Source organism: Mesorhizobium sp. M0938 (genome assembly GCF_040319125.1).
Classification (GTDB): Bacteria; Pseudomonadota; Alphaproteobacteria; order Rhizobiales; family Rhizobiaceae; genus Mesorhizobium; species Mesorhizobium robiniae.
Map to the genome: position 1 here is coordinate 167,439 of NZ_JAMYNS010000003.1, position 24,323 is coordinate 191,761.

21 protein-coding genes are annotated in these 24,323 nt (G+C 63.1%); 4 read left to right on the top strand and 17 right to left on the bottom strand.

All coding sequences use genetic code 11. From position 1 onward, the window contains the following. Positions 1-80: 80 nt before the first annotated feature. The 17 genes from NKH73_RS06070 to NKH73_RS06150 all read right to left on the bottom strand — a co-directional run bounded on the left by NKH73_RS06070 (position 81) and on the right by NKH73_RS06150 (position 19,946). Positions 81-3,035 carry a bifunctional [glutamine synthetase] adenylyltransferase/[glutamine synthetase]-adenylyl-L-tyrosine phosphorylase gene (locus NKH73_RS06070; protein WP_352929069.1) on the bottom strand — a complete coding sequence of 985 codons (2,955 nt, stop codon included), beginning with the start codon at positions 3,033-3,035 and terminating at the stop codon, positions 81-83. Further along, positions 3,035-4,510 carry a sensor histidine kinase gene (locus tag NKH73_RS06075; protein WP_352929071.1) on the bottom strand — a complete coding sequence of 492 codons (1,476 nt, stop codon included), beginning with the start codon at positions 4,508-4,510 and terminating at the stop codon, positions 3,035-3,037. Before NKH73_RS06075 ends, NKH73_RS06070 begins: the two co-directional genes overlap by 1 nt. Before the next feature lies 1 nt (position 4,511). Further along, positions 4,512-5,186, bottom strand: a complete 675-nt coding sequence (locus NKH73_RS06080) for a response regulator transcription factor (RefSeq protein ID WP_352929073.1) — start codon at positions 5,184-5,186, stop codon at positions 4,512-4,514. 330 nt (positions 5,187-5,516) lie between these two features. Continuing rightward, entirely contained in the window at positions 5,517-7,052 is a 1,536-nt protein-coding gene (locus tag NKH73_RS06085; protein ID WP_352929075.1) for a DegQ family serine endoprotease, read from the bottom strand. 129 nt (positions 7,053-7,181) lie between these two features. After that, complete coding sequence (locus tag NKH73_RS06090; protein ID WP_352929077.1) at positions 7,182-7,649, bottom strand: cytochrome c-type biogenesis protein; 468 nt, start codon at positions 7,647-7,649, stop codon at positions 7,182-7,184. Continuing rightward, positions 7,646-9,637: a heme lyase CcmF/NrfE family subunit gene (locus NKH73_RS06095; protein ID WP_352929079.1), complete on the bottom strand. Its 1,992-nt coding sequence runs from the start codon at positions 9,635-9,637 to the stop codon at positions 7,646-7,648. Before NKH73_RS06095 ends, NKH73_RS06090 begins: the two co-directional genes overlap by 4 nt. Positions 9,638-9,642: 5 nt before the next feature. Further along, a complete protein-coding gene (ccmE, locus tag NKH73_RS06100) occupies positions 9,643-10,086 on the bottom strand; it encodes a cytochrome c maturation protein CcmE (protein ID WP_352929081.1) in 444 nt (147 codons plus the stop codon). A 3-nt stretch (positions 10,087-10,089) separates the two neighbouring features. Next, positions 10,090-11,244 carry a c-type cytochrome biogenesis protein CcmI gene (gene ccmI, locus NKH73_RS06105; RefSeq protein ID WP_352929083.1) on the bottom strand — a complete coding sequence of 385 codons (1,155 nt, stop codon included), beginning with the start codon at positions 11,242-11,244 and terminating at the stop codon, positions 10,090-10,092. A 115-nt stretch (positions 11,245-11,359) separates the two neighbouring features. Then, positions 11,360-11,800, bottom strand: coding sequence for an RT0821/Lpp0805 family surface protein (locus tag NKH73_RS06110; protein WP_352929084.1), 441 nt, complete (start codon positions 11,798-11,800; stop codon positions 11,360-11,362). Positions 11,801-11,973: 173 nt separating this feature from the next. Beyond that, positions 11,974-13,425 carry an ATP-binding protein gene (locus NKH73_RS06115; protein WP_352929086.1) on the bottom strand — a complete coding sequence of 484 codons (1,452 nt, stop codon included), beginning with the start codon at positions 13,423-13,425 and terminating at the stop codon, positions 11,974-11,976. Next, positions 13,409-14,074, bottom strand: coding sequence for a response regulator transcription factor (locus tag NKH73_RS06120; protein WP_292217009.1), 666 nt, complete (start codon positions 14,072-14,074; stop codon positions 13,409-13,411). Before NKH73_RS06120 ends, NKH73_RS06115 begins: the two co-directional genes overlap by 17 nt. Before the next feature lie 70 nt (positions 14,075-14,144). Beyond that, positions 14,145-14,444 carry a hypothetical protein gene (locus NKH73_RS06125; RefSeq protein ID WP_352929089.1) on the bottom strand — a complete coding sequence of 100 codons (300 nt, stop codon included), beginning with the start codon at positions 14,442-14,444 and terminating at the stop codon, positions 14,145-14,147. Positions 14,445-14,617: 173 nt separating this feature from the next. Further along, the gene (locus tag NKH73_RS06130; protein ID WP_352929091.1) at positions 14,618-15,028 is read right to left on the bottom strand and encodes a DUF3168 domain-containing protein; all 411 of its coding nucleotides are present in this window, start codon (positions 15,026-15,028) and stop codon (positions 14,618-14,620) included. Positions 15,029-15,164: 136 nt separating this feature from the next. Then, positions 15,165-15,431 carry a DUF1488 family protein gene (locus tag NKH73_RS06135; RefSeq protein WP_352929093.1) on the bottom strand — a complete coding sequence of 89 codons (267 nt, stop codon included), beginning with the start codon at positions 15,429-15,431 and terminating at the stop codon, positions 15,165-15,167. Between the two features lie 13 nt (positions 15,432-15,444). Then, a complete protein-coding gene (locus NKH73_RS06140; protein ID WP_352929095.1) occupies positions 15,445-15,711 on the bottom strand; it encodes a hypothetical protein in 267 nt (88 codons plus the stop codon). A 248-nt stretch (positions 15,712-15,959) separates the two neighbouring features. Then, positions 15,960-17,513, bottom strand: coding sequence for a trimethylamine methyltransferase family protein (locus tag NKH73_RS06145; RefSeq protein ID WP_352929097.1), 1,554 nt, complete (start codon positions 17,511-17,513; stop codon positions 15,960-15,962). A 21-nt stretch (positions 17,514-17,534) separates the two neighbouring features. Then, positions 17,535-19,946 (bottom strand): GcvT family protein, encoded by a 2,412-nt coding sequence (locus NKH73_RS06150; RefSeq protein WP_352929099.1) that lies wholly within the window; start codon positions 19,944-19,946, stop codon positions 17,535-17,537. 130 nt (positions 19,947-20,076) lie between these two features. Between NKH73_RS06150 and NKH73_RS06155 the strand changes: the two genes are divergently transcribed. The 4 genes from NKH73_RS06155 to NKH73_RS06170 all read left to right on the top strand — a co-directional run bounded on the left by NKH73_RS06155 (position 20,077) and on the right by NKH73_RS06170 (position 24,313). Further along, positions 20,077-20,715 (top strand): TetR/AcrR family transcriptional regulator, encoded by a 639-nt coding sequence (locus tag NKH73_RS06155; protein ID WP_352929101.1) that lies wholly within the window; start codon positions 20,077-20,079, stop codon positions 20,713-20,715. Between the two features lie 199 nt (positions 20,716-20,914). Beyond that, complete coding sequence (locus NKH73_RS06160; RefSeq protein ID WP_352929104.1) at positions 20,915-23,074, top strand: transglycosylase domain-containing protein; 2,160 nt, start codon at positions 20,915-20,917, stop codon at positions 23,072-23,074. Positions 23,075-23,187: 113 nt separating this feature from the next. After that, the gene (locus NKH73_RS06165) at positions 23,188-23,772 is read left to right on the top strand and encodes a DUF1214 domain-containing protein (protein WP_352929105.1); all 585 of its coding nucleotides are present in this window, start codon (positions 23,188-23,190) and stop codon (positions 23,770-23,772) included. After that, positions 23,765-24,313 (top strand): DUF1254 domain-containing protein, encoded by a 549-nt coding sequence (locus NKH73_RS06170; RefSeq protein WP_352929107.1) that lies wholly within the window; start codon positions 23,765-23,767, stop codon positions 24,311-24,313. Before NKH73_RS06165 ends, NKH73_RS06170 begins: the two co-directional genes overlap by 8 nt. The last annotated feature ends 10 nt before the right edge of the window (positions 24,314-24,323 follow it).

Sequence of the window (24,323 nt, forward strand, 5' to 3'; positions counted from 1 at the left end):
GGATGGAATTTTCGGGAGCACCGGAGAGACAGCGCCCCCGATGCTATTCGAAACAGCCGTTTGGCGTTGTGCCGTCACGGTCACTTTGCACGAAGCAAAAGGTCGAAATCCTTCCTGACCTTTTGCGACGTCTCTTTGAGGTGCGCTTCCAGCACACCGAAATCCGGCAGGTCGGTGACCGCCAGAAGCAGATCCGAGAGCCCCGGCGGCACGTCGTCCCGTTCGAATACGCCGGTGAGGCAGAGCCGTATCCTCTGGGTCAGCGCCAGATAGAGCGCATAGGCATCGCAAAGCTCCTGCCTGACCTGGGCCTCGGCGAAATCCGGCGCCAGCCTCGACAGGACTTCCGCTGTCCCGGTGACACGGCGGCCGGCTTCGACCTTTCCCGTGATCGCCGCCACCTGCGCGATGAATTCGAGATCGATGAGACCGCCGGGGATCAGTTTGATGTCCCAGAGATCGCGCGGCGGCTTCTCCTTCTCGATCATCGCACGCATCTCGGACGCCTCGGCCATCACCTTGGCGCTGTCGCGCGGCAGGGCAAGCACCGCTGCCACCTCGGCCTTGACCTCGGCGCACAGCGCTTTATCGCCACCGATCGCGCGAGCCCTGGAGAGCGCCATATGCTCCCATGTCCAGGCGTCCTTGCGCTGGTACTTCTTGAAGGCATCGACATGAGTGGCCACCGGCCCCTTGTTGCCGGACGGCCGAAGACGAAGGTCGAGCTCGTAGAGAACGCCCTCGGCGGTCGGTGCGGACACGGCCGATATCAGCCGCTGCGTCATCCTGGAGTAATAGTGGGACGGGGCGAGCGGCTTGTCGCCGTCGGATTCTTCGGCATCGGTGTCGTGATCATAGAGCAGGATGAGGTCGACGTCGGAGCCGGCCGTCAATTCGCGGCTGCCGAGCTTGCCCATGCCGAGCAGCGCAACAGTGCCGCCGGCGATGCGACCGTGGCGGAGCGCGAACTCGGCGATCACTGCCCGCAGCGCCGCATCGATGGTGAGATCGGCCAGATCGGAAAAGGCGTGGCCGGCGCGGGCCGAATCGATCGAGCCGGCAAGCAGCCTGACGCCGATCAGGAATTTTTGCTCAGACGCAAAGATGCGCAGGCGGTCGAGCACGTCCTCATAGGCCCTGTCGCCTTCGAGGAAAGCAGCGAGACGCGCCGAGAGATAGGCGCGGTCCGGCAGTTCGGTCAAAAGGGCCGGATCTAGAAGACCATCGAACACATGCGGCCGGCGCGTGATGATAGCGGCCAGCCGGGGAGCTGCGCCCATGATCGTCGCCAGCAGCTTCAGCAGGGCTGGATTGGACTGCAGCAGCGAGAACAGCTGGATGCCGGCGGGCAGGCCGGCGAGGAATTCGTCGAAGCGTATCAACGCCTCGTCCGCCCGGCGCGTCTGGCCGAAGGACTGCAGCAGCGCCGGCGTCAGTTCGGTCAACCGCTCGCGCGCTTCGGCCGACTGGGTGACGCGATAGCGGCCGAAATGCCAGCCGCGGATGACACGGCAGATGTCGCTCGCCCGCTGGAATCCCAGGCTTTCCAGCGTCCGCAAGGTGTCGGGATCGTCGACATCGCCAGTAAAGACCAGGTTGCCGATGCCCGCCGAAAGCTCGGGCGCGGTTTCAAAAAGTGCGGCGTAGTGGCGTTCAACCTGATGAAGTGCGGCACGGAACGCCTTGGCAAAGGCCGTGGCATCGGCAAAGCCGAGCATACGCGCTATACGTTCGAGCCCTTCGTCATCTTCCGGCAGTATATGCGTCTGCTCGTCGGCGATCATCTGGATGGCATGCTCGACGCGGCGCAGGAACCAGTATTGCCCTGCGAGCGCGTCGCACGCCTCGGCCGTGATCCAGCCGCGTGCCGCAAGCTGGCCAAGCATCGGCACGGTTTCGCGGCCGCGCAGCTCGGGGAAGCGGCCGCCGGCGATAAGCTGCTGGGTCTGGACGAAGAATTCGATCTCGCGAATGCCGCCGCGGCCGAGCTTGACGTTGTGGCCCTTCACCGCGATCTCGCCATGCCCCTTGTGAGCGTGGATCTGGCGCTTGATCGAATGAACGTCGGCAATCGCCGCGTAGTCCATGTATTTGCGCCAGATATAGGGCTGGAGCTCCTTCAGGAACGCAGCACCGGCGGCGAGATCGCCGGCCACCGGACGCGCCTTGATCATGGCAGCGCGCTCCCAGTTCTGGCCGCGCGCTTCGTAGTAACGCAGTGCGGCCTCGACCGGGATCGCCAGCGGCGTCGAACCGGGATCGGGACGAAGCCGGAGGTCGGTGCGGAAAACGTAGCCGTGTTCGGTGCGGTCCTGGAGTATGCGGACCAGCCGGCGCGTCAGGCGCGAAAACAGCTCCGTCGCATCGAGCGGATCGACGACGGCAGGCGCCTGCGGGTCGAAGAAAACGACCAGATCGATGTCGGAGGAGAAGTTCAGCTCATGCGCGCCAAGCTTGCCCATGCCGAGCAGGATCCAGCCCGATTGGCGCGCCGGATCCTCGGGATACGGCAGTTTGAGCTTGCCCTGTCCGTGCGCGTCGCGAAGCAGGAAGTCGACAGCAGCGCGGGTGCAGGCGTCGGCAAGATCACTCAGCCGCCGCACCGTGACGGCGGTTTCGGCCTCGCCTGCAAGATCGGCCAGCGCGATCAAGACATGCGCTTCCGCTTTCCATTGGCGCAATTCCATCATCAGGCGGCTTTCGGAGATGGCGTCGCCTCGCGCGGCCTCGTCGATCGCCGCGCCGATCGCAATCAGCCGGGCCTCGACCGTTCCATCGAAAAGCGCATCGAGAATCTCAGGGCGGCGGCGCACTGTGTCGCGCAGAAACGGCGACAGGTCGAACACCGCGGCGAGGAAATCCTGGGCGGCGCCCCTGCCGGCCAGGAATTTTGCCAACCGGGTAAGCCCCTCCTCCTGCGCGGTGGAAGCGATCTCAGACAATTCCCGCCGGGCTTGGCTCTGATCCAGGGGCACAAGCTTTGCGACCGGCTTCAAGAGCCAGTTGGTCTGTTCCGCAGCCACCTTCACTGGCATCAGCGATCCTCCCGTCCGGGAAAGCTCATGACTACCGACAATCCAGGATTGCCCGGCAGAAGATCGAGCCGCCCGTTGTGGAATGTCATAATAGCCTTGGCGAGACTGAGGCCCAGGCCGGAGCCCGGCTGCGAGCGACTTTTTTCCAGCCGCACAAAACGCTCGGTCACCCTGGCGCGATCGGCATCGTCGGGAATGCCCTGGCCATTGTCGGAGACGGAGAGCTTGATCTCGCTGCCGGCGCGTTCAAGCGCAACGCGAACGGTGGGCCTGGCGACCGAGTCGGTCGAATATTTGATCGCGTTGTCGACAATATTCGACAGTGCCTGGCCGATCAGCTCACGATTGCCTTCGACAGCGAAGGCGTCTTGCACCGAAGTCTCGAGTGTTGCCCCCGCCTCTTCCGCCACCGGCTCGTAAAGCTCGACGACATCGTGCACGGAGGCGGCCAGATCGACCCGGCTGGTGCTTTCGGAGGAATAGCCCGCTTCCAGCCTGGAGATCATCAGGATGGCGTTGAAGGTCTTTATCAGCTGGTCGGACTCGGCAATGGTCCCTTCCAACGCCTGCCGGTAGTCGGTGGTCTTGTGCTTGCCGGAAAGCGTCGCCTCGGCGCGGTTGCGCAGCCTGGTCAGCGGTGTCTTCAAATCGTGGGCGATGTTGTCGGAGACCTGCTTCAGCCCTTCGTTGAGCGTGGCGATCCTGGCCAGCATGGAATTGAGGTTTTCGGAGAGACGGTCGAACTCGTCGCCCGCGCCGGTGACCGGCAGCCGGCCGGAAAGATCGCCGCCCATGATGCGGCGGCTCGCTTCCGACACTGAGTCGATACGCTTCAGCGCCGCGCGCCCGACAAAGAACCAGATCAAAAACCCGCCGAGCCCCATCATGCCCAGCGCCAGCATCAGTGCGCGGCGGATGACGGCGCGGAATCGCTCCGGCTCGCCGAGGTCGCGACCGACCAGCATGATCATCTGATTGGGCAGGCGCAGCACCAGCGCGATAGCGTTATGTCCCTTCTCGCCTTCCGCCTGGATTTCACTCTCGCCGGATTGCGTCTCGTTCTCGTCGGCCACCGGGTTGCGTTGCCGCTCCAGCGCGCCCTCGCCGAAGCGCCGGTAGGAGAACGGACGAGTGGTCCAGCCCTCTGCCTCGAGAACGCCCGGCTCCAGGCTCTGCACGTTTCCGGTCAGGATCTGGCCGTTGACATCGGCAATCAGGTAGAGATTGGCGCCGGGCTGGCGGGAACGCTGCTCGACCACGCGCACCAGAACCGGCAGGCCGCCGCGCTGATAAGCCCGGGCGAGGCCGAGCACTTCGTCGTTGATGGTCTCCTGCGTCTGCGCGGTCAGCATGCGCGCCGACAGAGAGGTCATGTAGAAGACGAGCAGCACCGCGCAGATGGCGAACAAGAGGAGATAAAGCGCCGAAAGCCGCGCTGCCGTCGTCTTCATGATAGCCGGCATAGAAAGAGCCATGCTAGCCGCTCTTGAGCATATAGCCGGCGCCACGAACCGTGTGCAGGATCGGCTTGTCGAAGCCCTTCTCGATCTTGCCGCGCAGCCGCGAGACGTGAACGTCGATGACGTTGGTCTGCGGGTCGAAATGGTAGTCCCAGACATTTTCCAGCAGCATGGTGCGCGTCACCACCTGGCCGGCATGGCGCATCAGATATTCGAGCAGCCGGAACTCGCGCGGCTGCAGCGTGATCTCGCGCGTTGCGCGTCGCACCGAATGCGAGAGCCTGTCGAGCTCTAGATCGCCGACCCGATAGACAGTTTCGGCTTCCCTGGCGCTGGCGCGGCGATTCAGCACCTCGACCCGGGCCAGAAGCTCGGAAAAGGCATAGGGCTTGGTCAGATAGTCGTCGCCGCCGGCACGCAAGCCGGTGACCCGGTCGTCGACTTCGCCTAGCGCCGACAGGATCAGCACCGGCGTCGTGTTACCCCTGGAGCGCAGACCGGCGATGACCGACAGGCCGTCGCGACGCGGCAACATGCGGTCGACGACCATCACGTCATAGTCGCCGGAATCAGCGAGCGCGAAGCCGGTTTCGCCGTCGCCGGCGACATGGGCGGTGTGCCCGGCCTCGGTGAAGGCTTTCTGGAGGTAATCGGCCGCTTCGCGATCGTCTTCTATGACGAGAATCTTCATGGGACCGTTATACGCGATTTCGCTGGAAGATTGAGTGGCCGGCATATGCATCGTGGCCTCACAGGCGTATCGCGAACAAAGTGATTCAAGGATACGCGGCAAGTCTTTGTTTTGGAACGCTGTCGCCGCAATGACACCGGCTCCCTCGGCGCAAGATTGAAGCAGGCTTTCGGGCGGCATGTTCTGTGGTTTGAGCGGCAGCGGGCGATGGGAGCCCGCTGCCGCTGGGGCGGAACACGATGACTGACTGACTAACGTATTCGGCCCCGAACTTTCCCGTATGGCGGCTCGAGGGTGTTTGAAACCGCCGCACCGGAAACGTCTAAGACGTCAGCCCTTGGCGACAGGCAGCGCGACGAAGCGGTTGCTGTCGTCGCGGCTGATCTGCATCAGCACCGCCTTGCGGCCCGACTTCACCGCGTCGGCCATGGCCTTAGTAACATCGTCGGTGCCATTGACCTCCGTCGAATTGACCGAGGTAATGACGTCGCCGGGCTGGATGCCGCGATCGGCGGCATCGCTGTCGGGGTCGACGTCGGTCACCACAAGCCCCTTGCCATCGTCGGATCTGGTGACGGTGAGGCCGAGATCGGCCAGCGTGTCGGCCTTTGGCGGAGCGGAAGGCTGCTGGTCGGCCGAAGCCTGCTTGTCGCTCGAAGGCAGCGTGCCGAGATCGACCGTGACGGTCTCACTCTTGCCGTCACGCCAAACCGTGACGTCGACCGGCTTGCCGGGCTGGTAGGCGCCGATCAGACGGGCGAGTTCCTTCGGCGAAGCGACGTCCTTGCCGTCCACCTGAGTGATGACGTCACCGGCTGATATACCGGCCTTCTTGCCGGGACCATCGTTTTGGGCGCTGGAAACGAGCGCGCCCTTGTCGGACTTCAGCCCCAGCGATTCGGCGATTTCGGAGGTGACCGGCTGGATCTCGACGCCGAGCCAGCCGCGCTGGACGGTGCCGCCCTTCATCAGATCCTGCACGACCTGTTTGGCGGTCGAGGCGGGAATGTCGAAGGCGATGCCGACGCTGCCGCCGGACGGCGAGAAGATCGCGGTGTTGATGCCGATGACCTGGCCGTTAAGATTGAAGGTCGGGCCGCCCGAATTGCCGCGGTTCACCGAGGCGTCGATCTGGATGAAGTCGTCATAAGGGCCGGCGCCGATGTCGCGACCACGGGCCGAGACTATGCCGGCGGTGACGGTGCCGCCGAGGCCGAACGGATTGCCGACGGCCACGACCCAGTCGCCGACGCGAACCTTGGAATCATCGGCGAAGTCGACATAGGTGAACTTGCCGTCGCCTTCGACCTTGAGCACCGCGAGATCGGTGCGCGGGTCTGTGCCGACCAGCTTGGCGTCGAGTTCCTTGCCGTCATGCATCACCACCGTGAAGGACGAGCCGTCTCCGACGACATGGTTGTTGGTGACGAGGTAACCATCCTCGGAGATGAAGAAACCGGACCCCTGGGCGACCGGCCGCGGCTGGCGGTTCTGATCACGGCGTCCGAAGCGCCGCATTCCATCCTGGCCCCCCTGATCGCCAAAGCCACGGAACTCCCTGAAGAAGCGGCGCAATTGCGGATCGTCGGGAAGATTGCCGAAGCCGTCGGGCAGGTCGGAGCCGTCGTCGGCGGTCGATTCTATCTTGGCTTTGACACGTACACTGACGACCGCCGGCGAAACGCGCTCGACGACATCGGCGAAGCTCGGGACCTGCGGCGCCTCGACATGCACGGCCTCGGCCAGGACCGGAGCTGTCCCGGTGGCAACGGCGCCGAAGCCGATCGCGCCGGCAATGGCCACCGAAGCTGCGGCAGCCATCAGGCGTTTGCGAGTGCGGGGATATGAACTGGGGGCAATATTCATGGGTCACGTATCCTCTTCAAGGGATGCGCTTCGGTCGGCATCCTCGGGCAAGAGAAATAGAGGGGCGCACATTACGGCGCCATTTCCGGTGCATGAAACTTTTGTAATGTTGCCGGCGGTCACCCGCCTTCAGTCCCGATGCAAAATGATATCCAGCTCAGTCTGCTCCTCAGCGGTCAACGTATTGGTTGCCGTCGAACGGCGCGAGCGAGCGCTGATTACGATGAAGGCGCCGCCGACAAGCAGCAGAAACACAGGCGTGCCCCACAACAGCGCATTGCGCAGGCTGAAGCGCGGCTTCAACAGCACGAACTCGCCATAGCGCGAAACGATGTAGTCCATCACCTGCTGGTCGGTGTCGCCGGCGACGAGGCGCTGGCGCACCAGCACGCGCAGGTCGCGGGCAAGGTCGGCATCGGATTCGTCGATCGACTGGTTCTGGCAAACCATGCAGCGCAGCTCTTCCGAAAGCGTCCGCGCCCGCGCCTCGAGCGCCGGGTCGGCCAGAACCTCGTCGGGCTTCACCGCAAGTGCGGCGCCGGCAAACAACAGCGTCAGCAGCAGGATCAGCGAGGCCAACGAAAATCTTGCGGTCATGGCAGGCTCGCGGAAGGCACAGCGCCCGTCGACTTGCGGCGGCGGGACGGTGCCCCGACGCGCAGGCGCCGGTCCATGAGCGACATCGCAGCACCTGCCATCATGACCAGGCCGCCGCCCCAGATCAGCGTCACCAGCGGCTTCCACCATAGCCGCACCACGACGGAGCCGTCGGCCCCCTCGTCGCCAAGCGAGAGGTAGAGTTGGCTGAACCCCATCGTCTTGATACCGGACTCTGTCGTCGTCATCTGTCGGACCGGATAGGAGCGCTTGGATGAGGTGATTACGGCGGTAGTGTTTCCATCAGCGCCGAGCAGGGCGAAGCGCCCGCGATCCTCGCTGTAATTAGGCCCCTGGGCCGGATAAAGCCCTTCGAAACGCAGCGTATGGCCGGACAATTGCACGGTCTCGCCCGCATGCATCGACAATATCTTCTCGGTGCCGAAGCAAAGTGTACCGACGATGCCCAGCGTCGTCAGCCCGAGGCCGAGATGGGCGAGCCCCGTGCCGAAGACCGAGCGCGGCAGGCCGGCGAAGCGCCTGAGCATAATGCCGGGCGCGACACTGCCAAAGCCGGACTTGACGGCAATATCGGTGAGCGCGCCGCAAATCAGCCAGAACGCCAGGCCGACGCCGAGTGCTGCGAACACCGACGCGCCGTCGATGAACAAGGCCGTCACCAGCACGGCCAGAAGCGCTGCGGCGAAGGCCACCATCAGGCGCTGAGCGACGGCGAAGATGTCGCCGCGCTTCCAGGCCAGCAGCGGCCCGAACGGGACCACCACCAGAAGCGGCACCATCAGCGGGCCGAATGTCAGGTTGAAGAACGGCGCGCCGACCGAAATCTTGTCGGCTGAAACGGCCTCGACCGCCAGTGGATACAATGTTCCGATCAACACGGTGGCGGTGGCGGTGGTCAGGAACAGATTGTTGAGGACCAATGCCCCTTCGCGGGAGATCGGATGAAACAGGCCGCCGGCCGTCAACCGGGAGGCACGAAAGGCAAACAACGCCAAAGATCCGCCGATGAACAGTATCAGGATGCAGAGAATGAACACGCCGCGCGTCGGATCGGTGGCGAAGGCGTGGACGGACGTGAGCACGCCGGAGCGCACCAGGAAAGTGCCAAGCAGCGACAGCGAGAAGGTCAGGATCGCCAGCAGCAGCGTCCAGATCTTCAGGGCTGAGCGCTTTTCCATGACGATCGCCGAATGGAGCAGCGCGGTGCCCGCCAGCCATGGCATGAAGGAGGCGTTCTCGACCGGATCCCAGAACCAGAAACCACCCCAGCCAAGTTCATAGTAGGCCCAGTAGGAGCCCATGGCGATGCCACCGGTCAGGAACATCCAGGCGACCAGCGTCCATGGCCGCACCCAGCGTGCCCAGGATGCGTCGATGCGGCCTTCGATGAGAGCTGCTACCGAGAAGGAAAAGCAGATCGAGAAGCCGACATAGCCGAGATAGAGCAGCGGCGGATGGATGGCGAGGCCGAGATCCTGCAGGATCGGATTGAGATCGCGGCCCTCGATCGGCGCCGGATTCATCCTGGCGAACGGATTGGACGTCGCCAGGATGAACAGGAAGAAGGTGACGCCGATCGCCCCTTGCACGGCCAGCACGTTGGCCCGAAGCGTCGCGGGAAGATTGCTGCCGAAAACCGCGACGAGCGCGCCGAAGAAGGTCAGGATCAGCACCCAGAGCAGCATGGAGCCCTCGTGATTGCCCCAGGTGCCGGTGATCTTGTAGATCAGCGGCTGCAGCGAATGCGAGTTGTCCCAGACGTTGGCCACCGAAAAATCGGACGTTGCATAGGCTATCGCCAGCGCCGCGAAGGACAGCGCGGTCAAGGCAAAGCCCGTCACCGCGACCGGTCCGCCGACGGCCATCATCTTCTGATTGTCCATGCGCGCGCCGAACAACGGCACCAGCGTCTGTACCAAGGCCAGCGCGAACGCCAGGACCAGCGCGAAATGTCCGGTTTCAACCAAGGCCGTTACTCACTTTTGCTCTCCTGCCACACGCCCTTGGCCTTGAGGCCGTCGGCCACCTCCTTGGGCATGTAGTTCTCGTCATGCTTGGCCAGCACGCTATCGGCGACGAAGACGCCGTCCGGACGAAACGTGCCTTCGGTGATGACGCCCTGCTCCTCGCGGAAAAGGTCGGGAAGAATGCCGGTGTAGGTGACCTTGACCTGCTTCTGGTTGTCGGTCACCGAAAAGGCGACGGTGGCTCCCTGGCCGCGTTCGATCGTGCCTTTTTCGACGAGGCCGCCGAGCCTGATGCGCTGGCCGGGCTGCAGGCTGGCGGTGGCCAGATCGGCGGGCATGTAGAAATACGAGGCCTTCTGGCCGAGCGCATAGAAGGTCAGTCCGGTCGCGGCACCGAGAAAGGCCAACCCTCCAGCGATCACCGACAGTCTTTTCTGCTTGCGCGTCATGGTCTACTCCATCGCCGTCAGGCCAAGCGAGACGGCAAAGGCGGTGAATTTCTTCGCTTCGTCACTATCGGAGCCAAAAACGGCGATACCGCGGTTGAGCGCGTCACGTGCCTGATCGGCCTTGCCCAGCACGACATAGGAACGAATAAGCTGCATCCATCCTTCCGCATCGCGCGGGTTTTGCCGCAGTTTTTCATCAAGTCCAGCAACCATCGTGTTGATCATCGCTTCCCTGTCCTGCGGCGACATCGACGAGGCGGCATCGACATCCCCGGCGCCGACATCCCCGGTGCTTGGGCCTTTTGCAGGCTCTCCCGAAGCGACGCTCCGCTTGGCGGATTCGGCAAGCGCCTGCTCAACGGCGCTGCGCCAGGCTGAGTCCTGCGGCAAGGCGGCAAGCATTTTCTGCCAGGCCGCCGTCGCCTCCACAATGCGGCCTTCCTGCGCCATGCCCATCGCGAAATAAAAGCTGGCCTTCGGATTTGCCGGATCGAGCCTCAACGCCGCCTCGAAAGCGGCCTGAGCGTCGGCCGAGACAATGCCGCCTGCCGCATTGGCGATCGCCTCGCCGAGGCCGGCCTGCCGAGCGGCGCTGCCGCCGTCGAGGCGAATGGCGTTGCGATATGCCGTCACCGCGTCGGAGAACCGCTGCATGCGCAGATAGATCGGCGCCAGAACGTCCCAACCCCTGCCATCGGACGGATTGGCGGCGAGATGGGCCTCGGCACGTGCCACCAGCTCCTCGACGGAACTGTCGGCGGGATTCTTGGCCAGCCGCTCGCTGAGCGGCTGCGAAGGCAGATCGGGCGAGCCAAGCTGGCTGTACAAGCCCCAACTGACCAGCGGAACCACCAGCACGGCTGCGGTCGCAACCAACCTGGTCGCCATCGACGGCTGCCGCGCCGCGGCCTTGTCGGCCGGATCGGAATTGTCCAGGCGCAGGATGCGGCGGGCGATTTCGGCACGCGCCTCTTCGGCCTCGGCCGGCTGGATCAAGCCACGCGCCACATCTCGGTCAAGCTCCGACAGCTGGTCGCGATAGACTTCAAGGTCGTGCTCGCTGCTCGCCGAACCACCCTTTGAGCCGCCGGCCAGCGGCAGCAGAACCGCCAGGCTTGCACCCAGGGTGAGAACGGCAGCTATGACCCAGAACAGCATGCTTCTTCCAATAGCGGCAGAGCCCTGCCCTGCCAACACAGGCATCCTGCGACGCTTTGACGGCAGGCGCGCCGCAAGTCCATGGTTGATATCAACCGAACTGTCCGGCCGGTGGCTATGTCAGCGGCGTCCAACTGCCATCGGCGTTGCGGCATGCGGTCCCGCGCGCGGTGGCGCCGGCGGCACCGGTAAAGACCGTGTGGGTGTACTGCCGACAGTCCTGCGAGCCGACACGATAGGGCTGGGCGGGCACGACTTCACCATAATGCGTCGAACGATCGCTCTTCCACGTCACTTTCTGACCGCTCGTGGTGTACTCGAGCGCCTTGTATTCAGCCTCCAGCGCCTTGCGTTTTTCGGGGTCGGTCAAGCCGGTACCAACCGATCCGCTGACGAGGCCTCCCCCCATCGCGGAAATGATCGTCGTCGCGATCTTGCCGCTACTTGGCGGCGTCGCGGCAGGCTGTGGCGCGACCGTGGCGCCCGGGCCTTTGCCCAGCGTCGTGCAGCCGGAAACGGCCAGCAGTACGGAAACGAGCGCGACGCGAATCTTCATGCCAACAACCGGTTTTCTTGAGTTAGAGCTGAGAGCCGCGCAATCGGGGAGGTCGGCGTGGACATAGTGTTGATGTTTGTCGGAAATTTGGCCGCGACCGACGGCTCCGGGACCAATCGACAAGCCGCCATATCACGCATCGCCGATCGATTGTCGATTTGCCCCTGCAGGCATCACTGAAGGCTCCGCAATTGAACCACCGCCTTCAATCCGCCCATGCCCGACCGTTCCAGAGCCAGAACGCCTCCATACTCGTTGACGAGGTCGGCGACAATGGCAAGACCAAGTCCAGTCCCTGGCTTGGTCTCGTCGAGGCGGCGTCCGCGCTTCAACGCCTCGCGGGCCTTGTCTTCGGGAATGCCTGGGCCGTCATCCTCGATGCTGATCTCGAACAGATTGGCAGCAGCGTCCTTGCCAGCGCCACTCTTCTTGCCTGAGATTGGTGTCACCGACACGGCGACCGCGCTCTTTGCCCATTTCATGGCGTTGTCGAGTAAATTGCCAAGCAATTCTTCCAGATCCTCACGTTCGCCGGCAAAGACGATGTCGACTGCCGGCAACGAAAGCGAGAGAGCGGTCTGCGGGTTGAGTTTTTGCAGCACGCGCACCATGCGCTCGACCAGCGGTGTCACCGGCGTGCGATAGACGACGCTGTCGCGCTGCGCCGCGACGCGGGCGCGCTGCAGATAGTGGTCAACCTGCTTTTGCATGGAGGCGGCTTGCTCGGCTATCAGCTTGCCCTTGGCGCCGCCGAGCGCCCGCCCCTCGTTGATCAATACCGCCAGCGGCGTCTTCAGCGAGTGGGCGAGGTTGCCGACCTGCGTGCGCGAGCGCTCGACGATACGCTTGTTGTTTTCGATCAGTGCGTTGGTCTCGTTGGCGAGCGGTTCGATCTCAGCCGGGAAGCTGCCGTCCAGCCTTTGCGCGGTTCCTTCGCGCACCATGGCGAGCGCGTTCCTGACCCGGCGCAATGGCTGCAGGCCGAGCAGGATGGCAATGGCGTTGATGGCGATCATGCCGACGCCGAAAAGCGAGAGATAGGTCAGCAGGCGACGCTGGAAGGCGCCGATCTCCTGCTCCAGCTCGGTCTGGTTACCCATGACACGGAAGCGCGCTGCGCGATTTTTCGCGTCGAGAACGAATTCGCTCTCGAACACCTCCAACTCTTCGCCATTGATGCCTTCGGTGGCATAGCTGCGCTGGAAGCTGGTATTGAAAGGGACCTCGGCAACACTTGGCGACGGGATCGTCTTCGTCATCGAGGAGGAGTGCAGATCACCGTGCACGCCTTCCGACGCAGGTTCCACCGACCAGTACCAGCCGGAATTCGGCTCCGAAAACCGGAGATCGCCAAGGTCGGGAGCACCGGTCAGCGAACCGCCTTCGGACACGCCGACCGAGCCGATCAGATTGAACAGATGCGCCGACAACAAGCTGTCGAAACCGCGCTCGTTCGCCTGGCGATAAAGCGTCGTGATCAACGTGAAGATGACGATCAGGGTGAGTATGGCCCAGACCGTGGAAAACGCGATCACCCGAAACGCCAGCGAACGCGGCCAGAACCGCAGTGAAAGCGGCGTCCTAGCAGTCTGTTTGAGCGGTTCCGCCTTACGCCTCCGGCTCACGCATTCGATAGCCCATGCCGCGAACGGTTTCTATCATGTCGATGCCCATCTTCTTGCGAAGCCGTCCGACAAAGACCTCGATTGTGTTGGAATCGCGGTCGAAATCCTGATCGTAAAGATGCTCGACCAGTTCCGTCCGGGACACCACCTCGCCCATATGGTGCATCAAATAGGCAAGCAGGCGGAATTCGTGCGACGTCAGCTTCAGCGGCACGCCGTCGACATCGGCCTTGGAGGCCTTGGTGTCGAGCCGCAACGGACCGCAGGTCAACTCCGACGACGCGTGGCCGGCCGCGCGCCGGATGAGCGCTCGGACCCTGGCCAGCACCTCTTCGATGTGGAACGGCTTGGTAACGTAATCGTCGGCGCCGGCGTCGATGCCAGACACCTTGTCGCTCCAGCGATCGCGCGCCGTCAGGATCAAGACCGGCATCTTGCGACCGCCGCGCCGCCAGCGCTCGACCACGCTGATGCCGTCCATCTGCGGCAAGCCGATATCGAGCACGACGGCGTCGTAGGGTTCGGTGTCGCCGAGGAAATGCCCCTCCTCGCCGTCAAAAGCGCGGTCGACGACATAGCCTGCGTCGAGCAGCGCGTCCGATATCTGCCGATTGAGATCCTTGTCATCTTCGACGACCAGTACGCGCATGCGGGGATCAACACCTGTTGAAGAATTGGTCAGATATAGGCCGATTCCGGCACACTGGGAAACGGTGCGATCAATTCTGCGGAACGACGATCTCGGTGCGGCGCGGACGCTGTCCGTCCTTGCCCGGAACCAGCACGACGATGACGCAGACCGGCTGACCACCGCGGGTCGACTGCGATGCCTTGGCCAGCGTGCCGCCATTCTGCTCGGCAACCTGCTGACCGATCGCGTAGCAGTCGGAGGCAGCAAGGACGACCAGCCCCTTCTGCTCCGGCATGACGACCGGCAGCGCCGTCGCCTGCGACACGAACAGACCGGCCGCAGATAGCGCCAGTATCGCGGTTCGGAAGTGGGAGCGAAGCGTTCTCATGATCAGCGTTCTAACGCATCGGTGCTGAACGTGAAATGAACAGTGAACGCCTGCAGCACATGCCTCTCTTACCCCTGAAATGCGAGACAACCGACCTCATGATTTCGCCGCTCCAACCCGGCGAATTCATCGACGAGCAGTCTAAACTGTGTTGCAGCCATATTGAAAGCGCGTCAGGCGTTTTCTTCCGTCACGGCACGAAAACGCAGCAGCCCGTGACAGGCTGAAACGTCCTCGTCGTAACGGGCCTCGGTGAATTCGAGTTTGAGATTGACGCGGTGACGCTCATCGACCGCGAGCGCCGCATCGTCGAGGCGGGCACTGACCAGGCCCATCGCATCGAGCATCTCTTTCCTCGCCTCGGACTTCGACCAGAAGTGCAGCGTGAAAAGCTGCTCGGCATCGTTCTCGACGCCTGTTGTCCAGTCGTAGACGCTGGTCCGGCCGTAAGCGACATAGGGAAACGGGACATTTTCCGGGGCATGATCGAACAGTTTAGCGCCACCCAAGGCCGCTGACAGGAAACCGTCACCATTCAGCGCTTCGAACAAGGCCTTCTGCAACGCGGCGGCCGGCGCGGTCATCGTCTTCTCCCCTCGCCCGTCACAGCTGAACAGGCCTTCGCGCCGTCAGCGATTCCTGCTTACAGCGTAGCCGGGATGAAGTTCTGGCGCCAGATCACGGGATCCTTCGATGCGCCGATCAAGCCAACGGTCGGGATTATCGAAAATCGGCTGCGGTCAGCACATACATGCTCTTGCCGGTACGGACATAGGCATTCCTTGCGATGTCATGTATGGGACCGACGGCCGAATCGAAGGCGGCGAGATATGTGGCTTCGGCTGACACCGCGTCCGGCGGGGCCGTCGAGATCGCGTCTGCATCGACAAGGAAAGAAATCCGGGACATGCCGTCATAGCCGACGAAGCGGATCCGTCGGCTCGCCTGGTCGTAGCTTCGGCTGAGGTTTGGAAATGTCAGGCTCATGACTTGACCGCGATTAGGCGGCCCCCGCTTTTTTGACTGCTGCTGGCTTCTTGGCTGCCGCCCGCTTTTTCTTGGGAGCGACGGGATTGAGGGCTTCCGCTGCACGGTCGGCCTCTTCCTTGGCCAGCCGTAGCGCCCGCAATCTTGCCGTCTTGATGTCCCTGGCCTTGGCCTCGGAAACATATTCGGCCGTTGCCTGGTTTCGCTCCGCGGTTTTCTTCTGCTTTTCCATGAACCGCGCTTCAGCTTTCTCCATGATATTGTGATTGAATTCCGCCATCGATAAAATTCTCCTTTTTGGCTGAAATAACGAAAGTAAAGCCTTCTCTTTAAAATAGGGATCCGGAACAGAAAATTCAATTTCAGAGCTGTTTTGATCGACCGGATTCCTGAAACAATTTCCGGAAACAATACTACAATTAGTTTTCAGTCGGCGACAAATATTTTTGACAACCGTTCCCGCGGGTGACCGGTGTCACCGACGCGCTTGCGGTAGCCGCATTTCTTGCGAGGCCGATACTGGCCAGATCACGAGACCGGTGCCGCCCCGCCGGCTTCGGTACGCCGCGCTATGAATTCGTCGAGAACGCCTGACGTGGCGGCGGCCGAAGCCGGCGGCCGAAAATCGGCCAGCAGCCGTTTCCAGATGCCGGTGGCGCGCTCCGTGGCGGTTCTTGATCCGGCCTGCGTCCAATTGCCGAAATTGGACCAGTCGGCGACCAGCGGCTCGTAGAAGGCGGTGCGGTAGCGCGCCATAGTGTGTCCGGCCGAGAAGAAATGCCCGCCCGGCTGCACTTCGGCGATCGCCTCGAAGCCGATCGCGGCCTCGTCGCCGGGCGTCGCCTCGCAGAGTTCGGCCACCGTTTGCAATGCCTCGATGTCGGTGATCAGCTTCTCGAAGGAGACGCTCAAGCCGCCTTCGAGCCAGCCCGCCGCATGGATGCAGACCGTGGCGCCAGCCAGCACCGAGCCCCATAGGGCGAATTGCGTTTCGTGGGCCGCCTGCGCATCGGAAATGTTGGCGGCACTGCCGCCGCCGGAGCGCCAGGGAAGGCCCGTGAAACGGGCAAGCTGGCCGGCGCCGAGCGTCGCCTTGACGTGCTCCGGCGTGCCGAAGGCCGGCGCCCCGGATTTCATGTCGACGTTGGAAGAGAAGGAGCCATAGACGACCGGCGCGCCCGGCCGCTCGATCTGGGCCAGCGATAGCCCGGCCAGCGCTTCGGCATGCTGCAGCGTCAATGCGCCGGCCACGGTGATCGGCGCCATGGCGCCGGCCAGGCAGAAGGGCGTGATGATCAACACCTGCCCTGCCCTGGCGAAATCGATGATGCCTTGCGCCATCGGGATGTCGAGCTGGCGCGGCGAGTTGGTGTTGATGACAGTGTAGCAATGGGCGCCGCCGGCGAATTCGTCCTCCGACAGCCCGCGCGCCAGCCTGATCATCGCAAAACCGTCCTCGACCTGCGGCGTACCGCGCGCAAAGACGAACGGGAACTTATCAGAGAGCGTCAGCTGAGCCCGGTTGACGGCATAATGGCGCAAACGATTGTCGATGTCCTGCGGCTCGATGCAGGGCCCAAGCATATGCAGCACGTCGAAATGCTGCACCAGCCGAATGAGATCCTCGAAAGCGGCAAGCGTCCCCGGCCGCCGGCCGCGCTCCAGATCGGTGACGTTGGGCGCCCCGGATCCCGCCAGGAATGTCATCGAGCCGAGCTCGAGCATCAGGTCTCGCGCACGGTCGCCGGCGTGCGCCCGGATCGATTTCGGCGCCGAGGTAAGTGCGGCCGCCACGATGTCGCGACCGATGCGCACCATCTGGCTGTCCTCATCGACCAATGCGCCGGCACGGGCAAGAATGACACGCGCTTCGGGCAACAACACCTTGACGCCAAGTTCCTCAAGCACGCGCAGCGCCGTGTCGTGGATCGCGGCAACTTGGTCGGCTGAAAAGATCGGCTGCGGCAGGAACGGGTTCTTCAGGGAACGATAGTCCGGCCGGCGGCTCGACTCGCTGCCGGCCTCGCCGGTTCGTCCGCGCCTGCGTTCGCGCCTTAAATCACGTGCGGCGTCGTCGACCATGATGGATACTCCTTGATTGTCTCATTGCCGCATCGCCTTCCCCTGCGGGTCGTAAGGCGAGGCGGGGATGATGCGCGCTGGCCGCTCGACGCCGACAATGTGCACAGACAATGCCGTACCCTCCCTCGCGAAATCGCGATCGACAAGGGCCAGCGCCAGGCTCTTACCGACCGTGTAGCCATAGCCGCCGGAGGTGACGAAACCAATGCGCCGGCCGTTGTGCCAGACCGGTTCGAAGCCGCTGGCGTCGGCATCGAGCGCGTCCACCTCAAGCGTCACCAGGCACTGCGTGGTGGCGCCCTTGCGCTCTTTCAATGCAGCCTCGCGGCCGATGAAGCCGTCCTTGCCGAAGGAAATGAAGCGATCGAGGCCGGTCTGGCCTGGCGTATAACCTTGGGTGAATTCGCGCGACCAGATGCCGAAGCTCTTTTCCAGCCTGAGCGCGTTGAGGGCGTAGAAGCCGATCTCGGCAAGGCCGAGATCCTCGCCGGCGGTCAGCAGCGTTTCGCGCAAGGTGGCATGCATACTGGCCGGGCAGTTGACTTCGAAGCCGAGTTCGCCGGCAATCGACAGACGCGCGACACGCGCACGCACCATGCCGATGTCGAATTCGCCGCATGCCATGAACGGCAAGGCCTCGGCGGAGACATCCTGATGCGTGGTGCGCGCAAGAACCGCCCGTGCCTGCGGCCCGGTGACGAGGAAGCCGGACATTGCATCGGAAATGTCGGTAATGGTCACGCCTTCTGCCGCATGGGCCACGAACCAGCGCATATGGAATTCCCTGAGATAGTAGGAACCCATGATCCAGTAGTTGCCGCAACCCCAGTTGAAGACGGTAAGATCACCTTTCAGCCGGCCATCGTGGCCCAGCATCGGCGCGAGCTTCGCTTGCCCCGGTTTCGGCAGCCTTGAGGCAAACAGCCGGTCGAGCCAGGCTTCCGCGCCCGCGCCGGACACCGCATAGCGCGAAAAGGCCGAGGTGTCGACGAGACCGGCGGCGCGCCGGACCTGCAGCGCCTCGTCGCCAACGATGTCGAAGGCATTGGAGCGTTTCAGCGTGGTGTTCTCGCGAAAGTCCATTGGCGCAAAATAGGCCGGGATTTCCAGCCCCCATGAGGCCGTCCATTCGCATCCTGCCGCCGTCATGCCGTCATAGGCGCCGGGGCGTTTCAGCGGCCGGCCGGCCGGGAGGCGCTCATTGGGAAAGGTCATGACGAAGCGGCGCGAATAGAACTGTCGCGTCGTCTGCTTGAGATAACAGCGGTTAGCGGCAAACGCCCCATAGCGGGCGATGTCCATGCCGAAGATATCGGCCCGTGGTTCGCCATGGATCATCCACTCGGCCAGCGATTTGCCGACGCCGCCGCCCTGGCTGAAACCGGCCATGACGCCGCAGGCGACCCAATAGTTCCTCAGGCCGCGCACCGGGCCGACAATCGGGTTGCCGTCAGGTGTGAAGGTGAAGGCGCCGTTCACCCATTTTTTGATGCCGGCCGTCGCCAGGCAGGGGAAGCGCTCATAAGCCCTGGAGAGTTCCGGGCTGATGCGGTCGATGTCCTCGGGGATCAGTTCGATGCCGTAATCCCATGGCGCGCCGTCCATGTTCCAGTGCTTTGGGTTATGCTCATATATGCCGAGCAAAACGCCTTTGCGCTCCTGGCGGAGATAGGCAAAGCCGTCGAGATCGACGGCAAGGCCGAGCTCCCTGTCGAGGGCGGCGACTTCCGGAATGTCCTCGGTGACGAAATAGTGGTGCTCCATCGGCGTCACCGGCAGGTCGACGCCGGCCATGCGGCCGAGTTGCTTTGCCCAGAGACCACCGGCATTGACGACATGCTCGGCAACGACCATGCCTTGCTCGGTCAGCACATCCCAACCGCCATCGGCGCGCGGCTTCAGGTCGAGAACGCGGTTGCGCAGAATGACGTCGGCACCGCGCTTTCTTGCCGCCCCGGCATAGGCGTGCGTCGTGCCGTAAGGGTCAAGATGGCCTTCGTTGGAATCGTAGAGGCCGCCGAGCACGTCGCTGACATCGACGATTGGGCAGATTTCCTTGATCTCTTCCGGGCTCACCAGCCGGGCGGTTTCGATGCCGACCGACTGGAACACGGCCCAAGCCGATTTCAGCCACTCCCAGCGGGCGGGGTCGCTGGCCATGTTGACGCCGCCGGTCATGTGCAGGCCGGCATCCAGGCCGGATTCGGCCTCGATCTCACGATAGAGCTTGATGGTGTAGTCCTGTAGCGCGGCGACATTGGGATCGGCGTTGAGCGCATGGAAACCGGCCGCCGCATGCCAGGTCGAACCGGCCGTCAGCTCGGCGCGCTCGATCAGTGCCACATCGGTCCAGCCGAAACGCGCCAAATGGTAGAGCACCGATGCTCCGACCACGCCACCCCCGATGACGACTGCACGATAGTGCGACTTCACGGCTTCCTCCGGCTGTTCGACGCTTGCTCAATCCTGGCACCATATATGTACTGTACATATGTGTCTAGAGTGTAGGCATAGCTGTCCAGTCCGCTTGCGCGTCGTTATCCGTCATGCCAATTGTGGGTGCATGATCATGATTGCTCCACAGGACGAGCCGGCGCCCGGCAACATCAAGGTAACGCGCTGGGACTGGATCAATCTTGCGCTCCAGACATTGATTTCAGATGGCATCGAAAGCGTGCGCGTGCTGCCGCTCGGCCAGAAGCTCGGCGTGTCGCGCTCAAGCTTCTACTGGTATTTCGAGAGCCGTCAGGATCTGCTCGACCAGTTGCTTGCCCATTGGCGGGACACCAACACCAAGGCGATTGTCGAACGCGCGCAGCGGCCGGCCGAAAGCATCATCATGGGTGTGATGAACGTGTTCGAATGCTGGGCCGATGAGCGCCTGTTCGATCCCAGGCTCGACTTTGCCATCCGGGAATGGGCGCGTCGCTCCGACGACGTGCGCCGGGCCATCGACCAGGCCGACAATGACCGCCTTGGCGCGATCCGCGACATGTATCGCCGCCACGGCTACGATGAAGAGGATGCCTTCATCCGCGCCCGCGTGCTCTATTACATGCAGATCGGCTATTATGTGCTCGACCTCAAGGAACCGGTCGAGGCGAGAGTCAGTCATCTCGCCGCCTATCTGCGCAGTTTTACCGGCCAGGAGCCAAGCGACACCGACGTGGCGCATTTCATGCGCTTTATCGCGGCGCGGTAGTATTGAAAGCGGATGCGCGCCGGCAAGGCGGTGGAGGTGGCCCACAAGCCCGACTCCCGTATATAAACTGTACAGCGCAAGTCCTCCTCGCCCTTGTGAGCGGCGCCAAAATGGACGAATAGTCTTGGTGGGCGCGCCGCCCTGAAATTGCCCCCATGCAGTTTCTCAGTGGGAGGCGTAGCCGCAGCCGGATCCTGGAATGGCCAGTCCTTTGAAACCACGCAAGAGAAGAGGTCCGATTGCAGCAAGGCTGCTGGCGGCGGATGCGTGGTTTGATTCCTCGCTCTACGAGATCGGCTTCAAAGCGCGCCGGTTCTGGGAAGCGGCCACTATTTTTTTCCGGCGCTTCCGCGTCTCCGGCTGGCGCCGCGGCATCGTCGAATTGTCGAGCGAGGCCTTCACGCTCGGCGCCGGCGGCATCGTCGTCATGCTGGCGCTCGCCTTGCCGGCGTTCCAGGAGACCGCCGGCGACTGGCGCGCCCAGGGCGATTTCGCCGTCACTTTCCTCGACCGCTACGGCAACGAGATTGGCCAGCGCGGCATCATCCAGCGCGATTCGGTGCCGGTCGACGAGATGCCCGACCAGGTCATCAAAGCGGTGCTGGCCACCGAGGATCGGCGTTTCTTCGATCACCACGGCATCGACGCGCTCGGCCTTTCCAGGGCGATCTTCGAGAATGTACGGGCGAATTCGGTGGTCCAGGGCGGCTCGAGCATCACGCAGCAGTTGGCCAAGAACCTGTTCCTGACCAATGAACGGACGTTGGAGCGCAAGATCAAGGAAGCCTTCCTGTCGCTGTGGCTCGAGGCCAATCTGTCGAAAAAGGAGATCCTGCAGCTCTATCTCGACCGCGTCTACATGGGCGGCGGCACCTTCGGCATCGAAGCGGCCGCCGATTTCTATTTCGGCAAGAGCGTCAAGGATCTGAACCTCGCCGAAGCGGCGATGCTGGCCGGCCTGTTTAAGGCCCCCACCAAATACGCGCCGCATATCAACCTGCCTGCGGCCAGGGCGCGGGCCAATGTGGTGCTGTCCAATCTCGTCGACGCCGGTTTCATGAGCGAGGGTCAGGTGCTGCAGGCGCGGCTGCATCCGGCCGAAATCGTCGACCGCGGCGAGCAGAAGAGCCCGGATTACTACCTCGACTGGGCATTCGAAGAGGTCAAGAAGATCGCCGCGAAGTCCGGCCAGCATTCGGTGGTCGCCCACACCACGTTCGACGCCAACATTCAGAAGGCGGCGGAAGAATCGATGGAGTTCCATCTCCGTCAGTTCGGCAAGGAATACAACGTCACTGAAGGTGCCATGGTTGTCATCGAAACCAATGGTGCAGTCAGGGCGATCGTCGGCGGCCGCGACTACGGTGCCAGCCAATTCAACCGCGCCACCAAGGCGCTGCGCCAGAGCGGCTCATCGTTCAAACCCTATATCTACGCAACAGCGATGGAGCACGGCTTCACGCCGGACTCCGTCGTTTCCGGCGGGCCGATCTCCTGGGGCAGTTGGTCGCCTCACAATTACAATGGCGGATCGGCCGGCAAGGTCACGCTGATCACGGCGATGGCCAAATCGATCAACACCGTCCCGGTGCGGCTCGCCAAAGATTATCTCGGCATCAAGCCGATCAAGGCGATGGCGGAAGCCATGGGCGTCGAATCGCCGCTCGAATCGCACAAGACGATGGTGCTCGGCACATCGGGCATGACCGTGATGGACCAGGCGACTGGCTACAGCGTGTTCGCCCAGAACGGCTTTGTCGGCTCACGGCACGGCATCACCCAACTCGTCACCCGTACCGGCGACGTGGTTTACGATTTCACCAAGGATGCGCCGCCGCCGCACCGAGTGCTCTCGCAGCAGGCGTTGAAATCAATGAACACCATGCTGGCGGCGGTGCCGGTGATGGGCACGGCGCGGCGCGCAGCCCTTCCCAACATCGTATCGGCCGGCAAGACCGGCACCACGCAGTCTTACCGAGACGCCTGGTATGTCGGCTTCACCGGCAACTACACGGCTGCCGTGTGGCTCGGCAATGACGACTTCACACCGACCAACAACATGACCGGCGGCTCGCTGCCGGCGATGGTGTGGCAGCGGCTGATGGTCTATGCGCACCAGAATATCGACCTCAAGCCGATCCCCGGTCTCGATCATCCTTTCGTCGACGAAAAGATCGCCGCCAAGGCCGAGGAAGCGGAAAAGAAGAATGCCGAACAAGCAGCGGCCAACGCCGCCGCCGAGCGCCCGCCGGTGCTGTCCAGCCAAACCACGCGGACCCTAAGGGACATCACAAGGCTGTTCCAGTCGGCGCCGGTCCTCCATGCACCCACGACGCCGGAGACCCTGTCGGCGCTTTGACGCCGGCACGCGGGCCAGGCCATACCCGCGCCGGCAAATTCCGAGGGTCCGCTTGCCATGGCCCCCTGCCCCGCGATATCCCCGAGCGGCACTCCTCTTTCCCGCGGCTCTTCATGCTCAAGAATGCCTTCCTGACGCTCCTCGCGCTTGCCATAGCCATCGGCGGCGGCGGCGGCAGCGTCTGGTACGCTCTCAAGACGCAGGATGGTATCGGCGCGATCAGGATCGGCCCATGGACGGCGTTTCCCGATATCGGCACGCAGGCGGCGGACCCTTATTCAAGAGCCCGCGTGGTGCGCGAGGGCGTGCTGGCGCTCGGGCGGGCAGAAGGCCTGTCCTTTATCGCCGAACGCGATTCCGGCGGCGAACAATTGAAACGCCAATGCGCCTATGAAATCGAAGGCGGATTTCCCACGGCGCGGTTCTGGACGCTCTATGCCGCCGATCAATCTCTCGGCGTGGTCGAGACCGGCAAGTCGAGGCTTGCGGCACTTCAATCTTACCAGGTGGTGCGCCAGCCCGACAATTCGGTGGTGGTTTCCGTCGACAACCACCCCGCGCCGGGCAACTGGCTGCTTTCCGACGGCTTCGGCCGGATGTATTTCGTGCTGACATTCTACGACACGCCAATTGCCAGCAGCACGGGTCTTTCGGATGTCAAGTTGCCGCAGATCGTGAAGGTCGGCTGCAATGCGTAAGCTGCTGCACGCGATCTTGCTCGGCCTGCTTGGCGCCGGCATCGTACACATTGTTGTGCTGCTGCTCGTCCCGGAATTTTCCGAACGTGACGCCTGGTCGCGGCTGGCCATGGCCTCGGACCTCTATAGGATGACCAGGATGGACGCAGAGGCCGGCGGGACGCCGGTGGTGAAATCCGTCGACCCGCTGTTTTATGCAGCGGCTTGCCGGTTCGATCTGTCCGAAGGAATGGTGCGGGTGAAGGCACCGGGAAACGTCCCGTTCTGGTCCGTATCGGTCTATGACCGCAGCGGCCACAACATCTACTCCTTCAACGACCACAGTGCGACCGGAAGGGTGCTGGACAGTATCGTCCTGACGCCGGCGCAGATGATCGAGATGCGCAAGGATCTTCCCGAGGAACTGCAAGGGGCAATCTTCGTCGAGGTACCCATCGATGAAGGCATGTTCGTCATCCGCGCCTTCGTTCCCGACGACAGCTGGAAGCCAACCGTGTCGCGGTTTCTCGATCAGAGCTCCTGTGAGCTGCAGGATTTCTAAAGCGGATACT

Bases quoted from the DNA above. Each gene is read 5' to 3' on its own strand.
- NKH73_RS06070 (WP_352929069.1), bottom strand. From the start codon at position 3,035: ATGCCAGTGAAGGTGGCTGCGGAACAGACCAACTGGCTCTTGAAGCCG.
- NKH73_RS06075 (WP_352929071.1), bottom strand. From the start codon at position 4,510: ATGGCTCTTTCTATGCCGGCTATCATGAAGACGACGGCAGCGCGGCTT.
- NKH73_RS06080 (WP_352929073.1), bottom strand. From the start codon at position 5,186: ATGAAGATTCTCGTCATAGAAGACGATCGCGAAGCGGCCGATTACCTC.
- NKH73_RS06085 (WP_352929075.1), bottom strand. From the start codon at position 7,052: ATGAATATTGCCCCCAGTTCATATCCCCGCACTCGCAAACGCCTGATG.
- NKH73_RS06090 (WP_352929077.1), bottom strand. From the start codon at position 7,649: ATGACCGCAAGATTTTCGTTGGCCTCGCTGATCCTGCTGCTGACGCTG.
- ccmE (WP_352929081.1), bottom strand. From the start codon at position 10,086: ATGACGCGCAAGCAGAAAAGACTGTCGGTGATCGCTGGAGGGTTGGCC.
- ccmI (WP_352929083.1), bottom strand. From the start codon at position 11,244: ATGCTGTTCTGGGTCATAGCTGCCGTTCTCACCCTGGGTGCAAGCCTG.
- NKH73_RS06110 (WP_352929084.1), bottom strand. From the start codon at position 11,800: ATGAAGATTCGCGTCGCGCTCGTTTCCGTACTGCTGGCCGTTTCCGGC.
- NKH73_RS06120 (WP_292217009.1), bottom strand. From the start codon at position 14,074: ATGCGCGTACTGGTCGTCGAAGATGACAAGGATCTCAATCGGCAGATA.
- NKH73_RS06125 (WP_352929089.1), bottom strand. From the start codon at position 14,444: ATGAGAACGCTTCGCTCCCACTTCCGAACCGCGATACTGGCGCTATCT.
- NKH73_RS06130 (WP_352929091.1), bottom strand. From the start codon at position 15,028: ATGACCGCGCCGGCCGCCGCGTTGCAGAAGGCCTTGTTCGAAGCGCTG.
- NKH73_RS06135 (WP_352929093.1), bottom strand. From the start codon at position 15,431: ATGAGCCTGACATTTCCAAACCTCAGCCGAAGCTACGACCAGGCGAGC.
- NKH73_RS06140 (WP_352929095.1), bottom strand. From the start codon at position 15,711: ATGGCGGAATTCAATCACAATATCATGGAGAAAGCTGAAGCGCGGTTC.
- NKH73_RS06145 (WP_352929097.1), bottom strand. From the start codon at position 17,513: ATGGTCGACGACGCCGCACGTGATTTAAGGCGCGAACGCAGGCGCGGA.
- NKH73_RS06155 (WP_352929101.1), top strand. From the start codon at position 20,077: ATGATCATGATTGCTCCACAGGACGAGCCGGCGCCCGGCAACATCAAG.
- NKH73_RS06160 (WP_352929104.1), top strand. From the start codon at position 20,915: ATGGCCAGTCCTTTGAAACCACGCAAGAGAAGAGGTCCGATTGCAGCA.
- NKH73_RS06165 (WP_352929105.1), top strand. From the start codon at position 23,188: ATGCTCAAGAATGCCTTCCTGACGCTCCTCGCGCTTGCCATAGCCATC.
- NKH73_RS06170 (WP_352929107.1), top strand. From the start codon at position 23,765: ATGCGTAAGCTGCTGCACGCGATCTTGCTCGGCCTGCTTGGCGCCGGC.